The sequence below is a fragment of the Tessaracoccus sp. ZS01 genome, assembly GCF_022342445.1.
Lineage (GTDB): Bacteria > Actinomycetota > Actinomycetes > Propionibacteriales > Propionibacteriaceae > Arachnia.
The window spans coordinates 1-13,949 of sequence record NZ_PQFE01000028.1 but is presented as its reverse complement, the minus strand read 5'-3'; the positions used below and the strand labels follow the sequence as shown (position 1 = coordinate 13,949).

At 69.9% G+C, this 13,949-nt stretch carries 6 protein-coding genes; 5 read left to right on the top strand and 1 reads right to left on the bottom strand.

Annotated features, from left to right (window positions below; genetic code table 11):
* Positions 1-508 (top strand): hypothetical protein (locus tag C3E87_RS14380; protein WP_158069100.1); only part of this gene is annotated, 508 nt, incomplete at its 5' end.
* Between the two features lie 83 nt (positions 509-591).
* On the opposite strand, the gene ileS is transcribed toward C3E87_RS14380, so the two are convergent.
* The gene (gene ileS / locus C3E87_RS14375; protein WP_076064187.1) at positions 592-3,726 is read right to left on the bottom strand and encodes an isoleucine--tRNA ligase; all 3,135 of its coding nucleotides are present in this window, start codon (positions 3,724-3,726) and stop codon (positions 592-594) included.
* A gap of 291 nt (positions 3,727-4,017) precedes the next feature.
* Here ileS and C3E87_RS14370 point away from each other — a divergent pair, with 291 nt between their 5' ends.
* From C3E87_RS14370 to C3E87_RS14355, 4 genes are all read left to right on the top strand, one after another.
* Positions 4,018-5,211: a hypothetical protein gene (locus C3E87_RS14370; protein ID WP_076064185.1), complete on the top strand. Its 1,194-nt coding sequence runs from the start codon at positions 4,018-4,020 to the stop codon at positions 5,209-5,211.
* Positions 5,212-5,241: 30 nt separating this feature from the next.
* The gene (locus C3E87_RS14365; RefSeq protein ID WP_076064183.1) at positions 5,242-6,345 is read left to right on the top strand and encodes a MalY/PatB family protein; all 1,104 of its coding nucleotides are present in this window, start codon (positions 5,242-5,244) and stop codon (positions 6,343-6,345) included.
* A gap of 55 nt (positions 6,346-6,400) precedes the next feature.
* On the top strand, positions 6,401-7,735 hold the full coding sequence (locus tag C3E87_RS14360; RefSeq protein WP_076064181.1) for an FHA domain-containing protein: 1,335 nt from the start codon (positions 6,401-6,403) through the stop codon (positions 7,733-7,735).
* Positions 7,736-7,755: 20 nt separating this feature from the next.
* Positions 7,756-13,949 (top strand): Ig-like domain-containing protein (locus C3E87_RS14355; RefSeq protein ID WP_076064179.1); only part of this gene is annotated, 6,194 nt, incomplete at its 3' end.

Genomic DNA, 13,949 nt, shown 5'->3' with positions numbered 1-13,949 from the left:
CACCCAGACGATCTGGGTCACCACCGGCAACAGCGCCTCGCCGACCCCGACGCCCACGCCGCCGAAGCCCACGGCGGGGGGTTTCGTGCGCAGCGCCCCCTACACGCTGCCGGGCATCCACCGAAACGTGAACGGCCGCGACTGGCAGACCAGGTGCGAGCCCTACTCGCAGACCGAACGCTGCCGCACCGACATCTGGGCCTCGATCGTGGTCAAGGAAGGCGGGCGGTTCGTACAGAAGGAGGGGTGGGCGTTCAACAACCTCACCTACCTGCCGCTCATGAGCCGTGCGGAGTGGGGCACCAACCCGATCGCCATGCACAACATGAACGGATTCGAATCCGGCGGCCGCCGGTGGACGACCGAGTGCGACACCGCCCAGACCGGCCGCGGCGCCTGCCGCAGCTACACCTTCACCACTGTCTTCCGCGCGACGACGACCACCAGCGGTCTGGTCGTGAAGCAGTCCGGCTCGTGGGTCTTCAACAACCTGGTGCTGTTCCCCTGACCCCTGCACCCGGTCACACGGCATCGGGCCGACCCGCATGAGGCGGGTCGGCCCGATCCCGTTGAATCACCGGTGGGCCGGCGTCAGGCCTTTGCCAAGGCGATCTTCAGCCCCAGCTCATCGTCGACATCGGTGGCTCCGGCCACCGGCGCGTTCGTGAGTTCGACGGCGAGCACCTCGCCGGCGATGAGGCTCCGGTGGGTCTCGACGGCGTCGCCGAGGGGGCCGTCGGCCTCGACGGTGACGCGGATCCGGTCCGTGATCTCCAGCCCGGCGCGCTTGCGGGCGTCCTGGATGAACCGGATGACCTCGCGGGCCAGGCCGGCCAGCACCAGGGCCGGCGTCAGCTCCAGGTCGAGCGCGACGGTTTCGCCCTGCTCGTTGACCACTGACCAGCCCTCGCGGGGCCGCTCGGTCACGATGACGTCGTCGGCGGACAGCTCCACCTCTTCGCCCTCGAACTCGATCAGGGCGTGGCCGACGTCGCGGAGCTGCCCGGCGAGCCAGGCGGCGTCCAGTTCGGCGATGACCTTCGCCACGAGCGGCGTCTTCTTCGCGAAGCGCTTGCCGAGGCTGCGGAAGTTGCCCTTGGCCGAGAAGTCGACGAGGTCGCCGGCCGAATCGAAGGACTCGATGGACTCGACGTTCAGCTCGGCTTTGACCTCGTCCTGCAGCTCGGGCGAGAGCTTGGCGAAGATTCTCGACGGCACCAGCATGCGGCCCAGCACCTGGCGCACCTTCATCTTGGACTCGGCGCGCGCGGATCGGCCCAGTTCGACGGTGCGCTGGGTCAGCCGCATCGCCTCGGTCAGTTCCGGGATGATGAGCGACTCGTCCGCCACGGGCCACGAGGCCAGGTGCACCGAGCTGGGGCCCTCCGGGTCCGCGGCGTAGAAGAGGTCCTGCCACACGCGCTCCGTGACGAACGGCATGATCGGCGCCAGCAGGCGGGTGAGCGTGTCGAGCGTCTCGTGGAGCGTCCACAGGGCGCCCTCGTCGCCGCTCCAGAACCGGCGACGGGAACGACGCACGTGCCAGTTCGACAACGCATCGATGAAGCCGCCGAGGGCCTGCCCGTAGCGCTGCGTGTCGAAGTTCTCGAGCGCGTCCGTGGTCTCCAGGATCAGCTCCTGGGTGGTGGAGGTCAGCCAACGGTCCAGCACATGGCGATCTGCCACGGCGGGCGCGGTGCCCTTCGGCGCCCAGTTGGCGGCGCGCGCATACAGCGTGTGGAAGGCGACGGTGTTCCAGTACGTCAGCAGCACCTTGCGCACGGTCTCGCCGATGGTGGTGTCGCCCACCCGGCGGGCCGACCACGGCGAGCCGGAGCACGCCATGAACCAGCGCACCGCGTCGGCGCCGTGCTTGTCCATCAGCGGGATGGGTTCCAGCACGTTGCCCAGGTGCTTGGACATCTTGCGGCCGTCGTCGGCCAGGATGTGGCCGAGGCACACGACGTTCTGGTATGCCGATTCGCCGAAGACGAGGGTGCCCACCGCCATCAGCGAGTAGAACCAGCCGCGGGTCTGGTCGATGGCCTCGCAGATGAAATCAGCCGGGTAGCGCTCCTCGAACATCTCGACGGAACCCTCGGCGTGCGGATAGCCCCACTGCGCGAAGGGCATCGAGCCGGAGTCGAACCAGGCGTCGATGACCTCGGGCACGCGCCGCGACTCCTTGCCGCAGGTGGGGCAGCCGAAGGTGATGTCGTCGACGAACGGGCGGTGCGGGTCGAGCGCCAACTGGTCCTGATCAGTCAGCTCCGAGAGCTCCGCGCGGGAACCGACGCACACCTGGTGGTCGTCCTCGCAGCGCCAGATGGGCAGCGGCGTGCCCCAGTAGCGGGTGCGTGACAGGGCCCAGTCGACGTTGTTGGTGAGCCAGTCGCCGAAGCGGCCGTGCTTGATGTTCTCCGGGTGCCAGGTGGTGTCCTCGTTCTCGGCGAGCAACTGGTCCTTGATGCGCGTGGTGCGGATGTACCAGGAGGGCATGGCGTAGTAGAGCAACGGGGTGTGGCAGCGCCAGCAGTGGGGGTAGCTGTGCGTGTAGTCCAGCTTGCGGAACATCAGGCCGCGCGAGGTGAGGTCTTCGACGATGAACGCGTCGGCGTCCTTGAAGAACATGCCGCCCACCAGGCTGAGGCCCTCCTCGAAGGCGCCCTCCTTGGTGACGGGGTTCACGAACGGCAGCCCGTAGGCGCGGCAGACGGCCATGTCGTCCTCACCGAAGGCCGGGGCCTGGTGGACCAGGCCGGAGCCGTCCTCCGTCGTGACGTAGTCGGCCAGCACCACGAAGTGGGCCTCGGCCGGGAACTCGACCAGTTCGAGCGGCCGCTGGTAGGACCAGCGCTCCATCTCCGCGCCGGTGAAGGACGCGCCCAGCGTCCATTCCTCGCCCAGCACCTGCTCGGCGAGCGGTTCGGCGACCACGAGCGACTTCTGCTCAGGGTGGCTGGCCACCCGGTAGGTGACCTCCGGATGCACCGCGACGGCGGTGTTGGACACCAGCGTCCAGGGCGTCGTCGTCCAGACCAGGAGGTCGACGTCGCCGGCGAGCGGGCCGGACGTGAGCGGGAAGCGCACGTAGATGGAGGGGTCTGTGACGTCCTCGTAGCCCTGCGCGAGTTCGTGGTCCGACAGCGCGGTGCCGCAGCGCGGGCAGTACGGCGCGACGCGGTAGTCCTCCTGCAGCAGGCCCTTGGAGTGGATCTGCTTCAGCGCCCACCAGAGTGACTCCACGTACTCGGGCGTCATGGTGACGTAGGCCTTGTCGAGGTTGACCCAGTAGCCCATCCGCTCCGTCAGATCGGAGAACGCGTCGACGTGGCGCAGCACGGATTCGCGGCACCTGGCGTTGAACGCCTCCACGCCATAGGCCTCGATGTCGGCCTTGCCGGAGAAGCCCAGTTCCTTCTCGACGGCGAGTTCGACGGGCAGGCCGTGGCAGTCCCAACCCGCCTTGCGCTCCACGTGGAAGCCGCGCATCGTCTTGAAGCGGGGGAACATGTCCTTGAACACCCGCGCCTCGATGTGGTGGGTGCCGGGCATGCCGTTGGCGGTGGGCGGACCTTCGTAGAACGTCCAGGGCTCACCGCCCTTGGACTTCTCGAGGGACTGGTCGAACGTGCCGCGCTCAGCCCACAACTTCAGGATGTCGTGCTCCAGCGCCGGGAAATCGACCTGGGCGGGCACGGCGCGGTAGCCGGGAGTGGTGCTCATCGGGTGGGTTCCTTCTTCGTCTGCAATGGCGAAGGGACGAGCCGTGGCCCGCGGTACCACCCTTCTTGGACGCGTGAGCGCCCCGCTTCATTCGCTGCCGCAGCCGGTTCTAATGAGTGGAGATCCACCGTTCTTCCGGCAGCTCCGGGGTGATGGCCCCATCCGCGCCGTGCGGTCCGTGCCATTATGCGCCGAGTGCGGCGCCGACTCAAGCCCACGCGGCGGTCGGCGCCCCGCCGGACGACCTCCATGGCAACATTGAGCCGATGGGGATGGAAGGGAGGTGCCCGAATGGCCGACGCTGAGGCCTGGCGGCACTGGGCGACCCTCCGCAACCTGCACTTCTTCCCCGCGTGGGAGGCCATGACGGGTACCTTCCGCGGCGGCGGCCTCCACGTCGGGGGACAGCGCGCGATCACCGTCGGGTGGTCCGGCACCTATGCAGGCCTGCCCTGCTTCGGTTTCCGGGCGACGGCGGGTTCGGACCCGGCCGGTCACCTCCACGTCGTGGCACTGCGGGTGCCGGGGGTGCGGTTCCCTTGGCTGAGCATCGAGGTGGCGGATTTCACCCAGTCCGGCCCCGGCATCCCCATCGAGGCGGATTTCGACCTGGCCTGGCGGGTCAGCGCCGCCCACCCCCAGTTCGCCAACGACGTGCTCAACGAGGCCGTCCGCCAGTTGCTGATCCCCATCACCGCGGACTTCTCGGAGATCTGGTTCGAGCACGACGCCGTCCTGCTGAGCGCGCGCGGCCGCGTCGATCCCGAGCACGTGGACCGGTACCTGGACCTGCTGCGCAAGATGGTCGACGCCATCGATTCACGGGTGCTCGACGCCATCCGGCCCCGCCCCTACCAGCGCGCCCTGCCCGCCTATCTCACCGCCTCGGCCCCCGCGCTGCGCACCGCGGCGCCGAGGCCCGTCGTCCGACGCGGCACCACCTGGCAGGAGTGGGCGGGACAGCGCGGCTGGCTCTACTACGCCAACGCGCGCGAGATCGTCGAACGCTTCAATCAGGGCCCGGTGCCGTCCGGCAGGTTCGTGCACGGTTTCGTGGGCCGCTTCGGCGACCTCCCGTGCTTCGGCTGGCAGTGGATCTCCGCCCCCGAGCAGGGCACCAAGATCCGCCAGGTGCTCTGCGTGCGACGCCCGGGCCTGGTGATGAACCCCGTGCGGCTGACCGCGGAGAACGCGTTGCTGGCCGAGTTGATGGGCACCAGCGACATCGAGGTGGGCGACCCCACGTTCGACGCCCGCTGGCGCGTCACGTCGTCGGACGCGGACGCCACCCGACGCCTGCTGGGCCCGGCCGTGTGGCGGTTCTTCACCGCCCCCACCACACCGGAGTTCAGCCAGTTGTGGCTCGAGCGGGAGGTGGCCGCCGTGGTCATCGAGGGTCCGGCGCCGCGCGAACACGTCGACGGGTACCTGCGCTTCCTGCACGACATCATCGGGGCCGTCGCCCACACTGTCGACGGCGGCTGAGGCGGGGCCGGCTGCCATAGACTCGCCGGCATGACGATCTTCAATGTGCCGCTGGACGAGTTGAGGCAGCGGGGCAGCATCAAGTGGCGCCGCTTCGAACCGGACGTGCTGCCCATGTTCGTCGCCGAGATGGACGCGGAGATCGCTGTCGCCGTCCGTGATCGGATCGAGCGCGCCATCCGCGATTCGGACACCGGTTACCCCGAGCTCCCCGCCTACCAGGAGGCGATGGCCGACTACGCGCAATGGCAGTGGGGCTGGCAGTTCGACACGACGGACGCCATGCTGGTCGCCGACGTCGTCACCGGCATGCGCGAGGCCGTGCTGGCCTTCACGGAGCCGGGGGACCGGGTGCTGATCAACCCGCCCGTCTACCCGCCCTTCCGCAGCGTCAGCCGCGGCCGGGAACTGGTCACCGCCCCCATGCTGGAGAGCGGGCGGCTGGACCTGGCCGCCATCGAGGCCGCGTTCATCGAGCACCGCCCCGCGCTGTACCTCCTGTGCTCGCCGCACAACCCCACCGGGGCCGTGCACACCGGCGAGGAACTGCGGGCGGTGGCCGCGTTGGCCGACGCCCACGGCGTGATCGTCGCCTCCAACGAGATCCACGCACCGCTCGCCGGCACCCGGCACACCCCCTTCCTCCAGGCGGCGCCGGGCGCGCGCGCGGTCATCATCACGTCCGCGTCGAAGTGCTGGAACCTGGCGGCCCTCAAGGCCGCGCTCATCATCGGCCCGGCGGAATTGCGTGGCCGCATCAACCCCGTCGTGTCGGACTCCGCCTCCTACTTCGGCATCCTCGCCCACACCACCGCGCTGCGCGAAGGCCGCGAGTGGCTGGCGCAGGCCTCGCAGGAGATCGACGCGAACAAGGCGTTCTTCGCCGAGGAACTGGCCCGGCAGCTCCCGCAACTCAGTTACACGCCGTCCGAGGGCACCTATCTGGCATGGCTCGACTGCTCGCCGCTGGGCTTGGAACACCCCGGCCGGCACTTCCACGAGGTGGGCCGGGTGCGGTTCAACTTCGGCACGGACTTCTCGCCTGAATCCACCCAATTCGTCAGGGTCAACCTGGCCTCTTCGCGTGAGATCATCACCGAGGGCATCAGGCGGATGGCTTCGTCCATCAACTAGTTTCGCGGGTCCTGACCGCTAACCTTCTGCCTAGTGCCAATCCGAGGAGATGACGATGACGCGACCCATGGCTGCATGGCGCACCACCTACACGCCCGGTGCGTGGCTGGCCCTGACCGGGCCGAGCACCCTGGTGGTCATGGCGCCCCCGCCGTCGCGCGCTGCAGCCACGGTCAACGAACTCTGGCTGAGCGTGGTGGCCGCCGGCTCTCTGGACGCGCTGCTGACGCTCGTGTCGCAGGTGGGCCTGGACTCCATGCCGGATCTGGGTGCGTTCCACTGGGACGACGACGGGCTGCACGGTCTCGCGCGCGGCCGCGTGCGGGTGGTCGACACTGATTCCGGGGATGTCGTCCTGCAGGGCGAGGGGAGCGTGACGTGGCGCGAGGAGCACCTGGGCCGCGAGCGCAACCTCGGCATCACGCTGGAGGAGTTCGACGCGGACCAGGCCCTGCAGTTGCCCCTGGTGGTCGGGGCGGCCACCGTCTCGGCCGTGTTCCTGACCACTGATCCCGCCGCCCTCGTGCGGTTCCCCACCGCGGACGAGCCGGCCGGTACGCCGCAGTTCGTCCCCACCGCGGCCCACGTCTCAGACGACGACGCGCCGGTGGACGTCGTCCATGACGAATTCTCGGAGGCCATGGTCCTCGACGCCCCGCCGTCTGAGGAATTCAACGCGGACGACACCGACGAAGCCGGCCCGGAGGAGATCGCCGCAGCGCTCAGCGCCGTCATCCCGCCCCCGGTCGCGCCCGAGGTGGTCGTGCCCCCCATCGCGGAGCCCGCATCGCTGTCGTCGCCGGCTGAGCGACCGGCACCCGTCGTGGTGCCACGCTCGTTCGGCGAGGTGGAGGAGGACGACGGCGGCACCATCTTCTCCACGGGACTGGCCGCCACGCACAAGCCCGCGCCGCCGGCCGACGAACGGCCGGACCCGCAGGTGCTGGCCGTGCCGTGTGTCAACAACCACCCCAACGCCCCCGGCAGCCGCACCTGCCGCATCTGCCAGTACCCGGTGGACTCGTCGAACCCGCGGCTCATCCGCCGCCCCGTCCTGGCGGGCGTGCACACCAACCGCGGCGACTTCGCCGACATCGTCGCCGGCATTGTCGTGGGCCGCGCCCCGGATTCGGGCCACGGCCCCTCCGGCAGCCACCTCATGCGCGTGGCCAGCCCCAGCAACGACATCTCGCGCAACCACCTGCTGATCACCACGCAGGACTGGAACGTGCACGTCACGGATCTGGATTCCACCAACGGCACCACCGTGCTCCCCGCCGGCGAACCCCCGTTCACCCTGCGCGACGGGGCCTCGGTCCAGGTGGGGATCGGCACGGTGCTCGACCTCGGTGACGGCGTTTCGCTGCGCATCGAGCCGCCCCGCGGTTAGAAGAGGAGGACCAGATCTCCGTGACGGACGCTCCGCTCGGGCCAGCCAGGCAGGCTGCCCGGCCCCTTCGGATCATCGCCCGTTTCCTCCGGCGGTTCTGGCAGGCCCTCCTCGTCGTCGTCCTGGCGGTCGCCCTGGGCATCGCGGCGTACCTCAGCCCGGGCCTCGTGCAGGCAGACGTGCACCTCGACGAGGGCATCGTCTTCGTCGGCAAGCGTGACGACGGCCTCATGGGCACCGTCAACGCCCAGATCGACGAGTTGTCCGCGGCGACGGCCACCGGCGACTCCAGGTTCCGGCTCTACCAGCACCAGGAGCACGCGCAGGCGTTCCTGCCGCAGTCGTCGAACCTGCACCCGTACCTGCCGGGGCGCAACATCCTGGAGCGGGCCACCAAGCTGCCGCCCAACGCCGTGGTGCAGCAGGTCGGCGGCTCCATGCTGGTGTTCGACCAGGAGAACGGGCGCGTCTGGCACGGGACCCTCGACGAGATGCTGCGGGTGGACTTCCTCCGCGACAAGCCGGATCTGGAGGTGGGCGAGTTCGGGGTGGCCACCCTGACCGTCAGCGGGAAGGCCATCGGCCTCAACGTCTCCGACAGCACGCTCGTGAGGCTCGAAGGCGACGTCGTCCTCACCACTGCGGTGCCCATCGAGTTCGACCCCGAGCGCCGCAGCTTCGAGATCTCCGCCGTCGGTGACAACGCCGTCGTCCTGGACAGGCACAACGCCCAGATCTGGGTGGAGGGGATGCCGAAGGCGTTCACCATCAGCGGGCAGTCCCAGGCGGTGCTGCTGCCTCCGGTGGCAGACGTGCTGCACGGTGAGGACGGCGCCCGGGCGCTCTTCGCCAACGAGGCCGGCCTGGGGGCGATCACGACGGACGGGTTCCGGTCCATGTCCGGCCGGATGGACCTGAGGCCGGTGCGCCCCATCCAGGTGGCGGACTGCCTGTACGGTGCGTTCCAGGGAGGCCCGGGAGTGCTCCGGGTCGTGAAGCGCTGCGCCGGTGAGGAACCGGTGGTCACCGAGCTCGACCACCTCACCAGCGACGGAACCGCCCTGGAGTTCCAGGTCAACCGCACGACGGTGGCCCTCAACGACATGGCCAACGGCACCGTCTGGCTGGTGGACAAGGGCACCGTGATCCTTCCGGAGGCCTGGTCGCACGTGCGGCCCATCGTCGAGCGCGAAGACAGCGAGTACACCGAGGGCGACCCGACGGTGCTACCGGACCGCACCCTCGACAACCGCGCCCCCATCGCCAAGGACGACCGCCTGGGCGCCCGCGCCGGCGTGGCCACCATCATCCCGGTGCTCGACAACGACACGGACCCCGACGGCGACGTGCTGACCATCTCCGTGCCGGACGACCTGCAGATCGACGGCGCCACGGTGCAGCCCGTGCGCGGCGGGTCGGGGCTGCAGATCACCGTCGACTCAGATGCCAGCGGCGAGATCGTCGTGCCCTACACCGTCGACGACGGCCGCGAGAAGACCGCGACGGCCAACGCCTATGTCACGGTCCACCCGGCCGAACCCGGCGCCGGCAACCAGCCGCCCGCGCTGCGCGGGAAGCACGACCCGGACGTGCCGGCACCCCAGCCGCTGCGGGTGACCAAGGGCGATTCCGGCGTGAAGTACCGGGCACTGCTGGATTGGCGCGACCCGGAGGGCGACCCGCTCATCCTGGCCAAGGCCTGGATGGACCCCCAGTTCAGCGACATCGTGCAGTTCCGCCCGGACGGCGAGATCACCTACACCGACGTGGGCACCACCTTCGGGCCCAAGACCATCCACGTCCAGGTGGCGGACCGGCACGGCGCCGTCACGACCGACCAGCTGCAGGTGCTCGTCTCCGAAGAGGTGGTGCCCCCCACCACCTACGGCGACTTCGCCACCACCATGCAGGGCGAATCCGTCACCGTCGAGCCGCTCGCCAACGACATCCGCGCGATCAACCTCACGGAGGTCAACCCGGTCGACTGCGCGGAGTGCGTCGAGACGTCGCTGGCGGACAACCGCTTCACGTTCACCTCGGACAGGGTGGGCGCCCACTACATCAACTACAGCGTCAACAACGGCGCCAGCGGGCTGGTGCGCGTGGACGTGCTGCCGCGGCTCACCAACCGGCCGCCCGTGCCGGTGGACGACGTCGCGCACCTCCCGGCGATGGGCTCAGTCACGGTAGACCCGCTCCTCAACGACACGGACCCCGACGGCGACGTCCTGGTCATCCAGACCATCACGGACGTGCCCCCAACGCTCAACGTCACGATGGAGCGCCGCACGCTGCTGACCATCGAGGCGACGGCGGAGCTCACCGGCACGGAAAAGTTCCACTACCACGTCTCGGACGGCACCGCGTCGAAGCGCGGCACCATCCAGGTGGTCGCCACCGACGCGTCGGACCAGATCGGGCCGCGGGTCGAGGACGACCTGCTGCGCGTGCGCGCCGGCGCCACGGGCGCGGTCAAGGTGCTGGAGAACGACACCTCGCCGGACGGCCGCGACCTCACGATCGACGCCGAACTGGTGGACAACCCGTTCGGCGACAACGCGTGGGTGGAGGGCGACACCGTGCGGGTCAGCGTCCCGGCGGGTTCGGCCCCCGGCGTCAGCCAGGTCCGCTACCGCGCCGTCGACAGCACAGGTGAGGCCACCGACGGCATCGTGCGGGTCACCATCGTGTCCGAGGAGGCCTCCAACGCGGAGCCCCCGCAGCCCCGCCAGGTGATCGACCGCGTGCTCGCAGGCACCACCACCCGCATCCCCATCCCGCTGGACGGCATCGATCCGCAGGGCGACTCGGTGCGGCTCGTGGGTCTCGGCTCCATCCCGACGCACGGTCGAGTCCTCAAGGTGGGGGAGCGGTACTTCGAGTACGAGGCGTTCCTCACCTCCGCCGGCACGGACACGTTCCGCTACGTCGTCGTCGACAGCCATGGCGTCGAGGCCACCGGCGAGATCCGGATCGGCGTGGCCCAGCCCAGCAAGACCAACAACAAGCCCATCGCCGTCATGGACGAGATCCGCACGCGCCCGGGTCGCCAGGTGCAGTTGGACCCCCTCTCCAACGACTACGACCTCGACGGCGACCCCATCAAGTTCGCCAGCGAGGAACCCGCGCGGATGCGCGCCGAGATCCCCGTGCAGCTGGTGGACAACCGCGAACTGGTCATGACGGCGCCGGAGGAGGAGGGCGACTACGACGGCACCTACGACATCGTCGACCTCCGCGGCGAACCGAACTCCGGGCTCATCAGGCTCACGGTTGACGAGGAGGCGCCACTGCTGCCGCCCGTGGCCCGCGACGACCTCGTCGACGTGGCCCAGCTCGCGGATCAGCAGTACGTCGAGATCGACCCCCTCGCCAACGACTACGACCCCGACGGCCCGCGTGACGAGCTCACCGTGGACCTCCCCGACACCGATGCCGAGGACGACCTCGCGCCCCGCCTCACCGACGAGGGCAAGGTTTCCATCGGCGTGCGCGACACCATGCAGCAGATCCGCTACCGGGCGGTGGACGACGACGGCCTGGGCACCAACGGCGTGATCACCGTCCCCGGCCGCGGCGACGTGGTGCCAACGCTGAAGGACCCGGCGCTCCAGATGACGGTGCGGGCCGGCGAGAACCTCCAGATCAACGTCAACGAGGTGGTGCAGGGCACCCAGGGCCGGGAGGTGGAACTCGCCAGCGTCGAGAACATCAAGGGCTACCCCGGCACCGGCCTGGCCCGGGCCGCGGGCCTGAACGCCGTGGAGTACCAGCCGGGGCTGGCAGATTTCGGCCCGGCCGCCGTCGTGTTCGAGGTCAGGGACGTGATGCCCGCCTCCAGCGCCACCACCGACGTGAGCAGCGCGTTCATCTCCATCCCGGTGACGGTCCTGCGCGCGAAGGTCAGCGGCAGCTCAGACCCCGACCAGGAGGGCTACCAGGTCAACCAGGCGCCCGTCCTGCTCACGGAGCGCCCGGTGCTCGAGGTAGGCGCCGCGGAGGATGAGCAGAGCATCGACGTGACGGCCTTCTTCCGCGACCCCGAGGGCGACAGCGTGCGGTTACTGGAGCGTCCGCGCCAGATCCGCGGCGACGCCCCCATCGAGTGGGAGGAGCACGGCAACCGCATCGTCGCGCGCGCCCTCGATTCGGCGCGCAAGGGCCAATCCGTCGTGCTGCAGGGCGAGGTGATCGACGGTTCGGTGGACGCCAACACCGCCCGGTTCGAACTCACCATCCTGGTGGTGGCCTCCCGCTTCCAGAAGGTCTCCGCGTCCGAGGTGGTCGTCGAGGTCGACGCCGGCCAGTCCATGCCGGTGCCGGTGCTCGGCGACAACGTGGTGTCCTACCTGCCGCACGACCAGCAGGTGTTCCTCGAAGGCGCCCGGGTGGTCAGCGGCGGCGGCAAGGCCGTCGCAGACCCGGGGGCCGGCGTCGTGACCGTCTCCCCCGCGCCGGGGTGGCACGGCACGATGGTGGTCAGCTACTCGGTCAACGACGCGCTCCGCGACCCCGAGCGGGTGGTCAGCGGGGTCATCCAGGTGCGGGTGCGCGACGTGCCCGGCCGCCCCGGCAACCCCTACGACATCGTCGCCGGCGACGGTTCGGTCACCTTCAAGTACACCTCCACCGGCACGGGCGGCGACGTGCCGGCCAACGTGACCGGCACCGCGTTGGCGTCCGCGCCGGGCCTCCCGCCCGCGGAGGGCACCTGCTCGCGCGGCATCTGCAGCATCCGTGGCCTCACCAACGGTGTCCCGTACACCGCGACGGTGACCGAGCAGAACTCCGTCGGCCCGTCGGAGATCTCGCCGCCGTCCGCGGCGTTCCACCCCGACGCGAAGCTGCTGCCGCCGCAGGTGGTCGAGGCCGCCACGGGCGACCGGGGCCTCACCGTCTCCTGGGTGCACAACCGGATCACGGATTCGGAGTTCGGTTCCAGCGGGGTCAAGGGCTACCTGGTCCGTCGCTATGTCGACGGCGCCGAACAGCCCGACAGCCCGCAGACGGTCTCGGCGGACCAACGGGCGCTGTGGTGGGCCAACCTCGTCAACGGCCAGTCGTCGCAGTTCCGGGTGCAGGCCCTCAGCGACCACGCGATCGTCTCCAACGCGGCCCACTTCGATTCCGACCTGTCGGACGCCTCGAACAGCGAGTACCCCGTCGGCGCGCCGATGGGCTCCATCGCCGTGACGCCCACCACCATCCAGGACGACATCGGCGGCGGCTTCCGGGTCTCCTTCGACGTGTCGGGGGTGGACCCCAACGGCGACCCCACCATCGCGCAGTACCGCGTCGTCCCCGTGGCATCGGGCCGCGAGCGCACGGACCGTCAGGCAGTGGTGGCGCCGACGGGGGCCACCACCCTCCAGGCGGCCATCCACGGCATGGGCACCGAGGCCACCCAGTTCCGCGTCTACGCGAAGAACCGGCACAGCGAGGTGGCGCTGGGGATGTCGCCGACGCCCATCACCTCGTGGGCCCGGCCGAAGCTCACGTCCGTGGAGGCGACCCCGGGCGACGGCCAGATCACCGTCAGCGTGGCCCACACCATGCCGCGCAACTCCCCGGGCGTGATCCAGTACTCGATGGGCGACGGTTGGCACCAGCTGCCCGGCGACGGCGTCATCAAGCCGCTCGTCAACGGCCGCCGGTACCAGTTGCAGGTCAAGGCGGTGCTCGACCAGATGGAGTCCGCCGTGGAGACCCGCACCGGCTTGCGTCCCCAGGGCGCCGAGCCCACGCCTCCCCAGGTCGCCTCCTACTCAGCCGTCGACGACACCCGGGTCACGGCGCGCCTCAGCGGCAGCGCCGACGACTGGGAGGCCACCAACGGCTGGGACCCGTCCGCCTTCGAGTTCTGCTATCCGGGATCGAGGGGCTGCGTCTGGTCCAGCCAGCGCAGCGGGGCGGTCCCCTACGGCGAGCAACAGATCCCGTGGCGCGTCAACAAGCAGAGCTTCAGCCACCTCCCGGCGATCTCCGCGGTGTCGACGGCGCCCGTCCTCCCGCAACTCCAGAACGACCAGCTGACCTTCAGGTTCAGCTACGTCGACTCCGGCAGCTGCACCATCGAACTGAGCGGCGAGGGCAAGCAGCAGCAGGAAGTGGTGCCGGCCGGCAGCGACGGGGTCATCTACTACCAGCCCACCGAGCAGTACATCTCGGCGGACCCGGTGACCGTCACCCCCAGCCCCGCGGAGCCCGGTGGCCC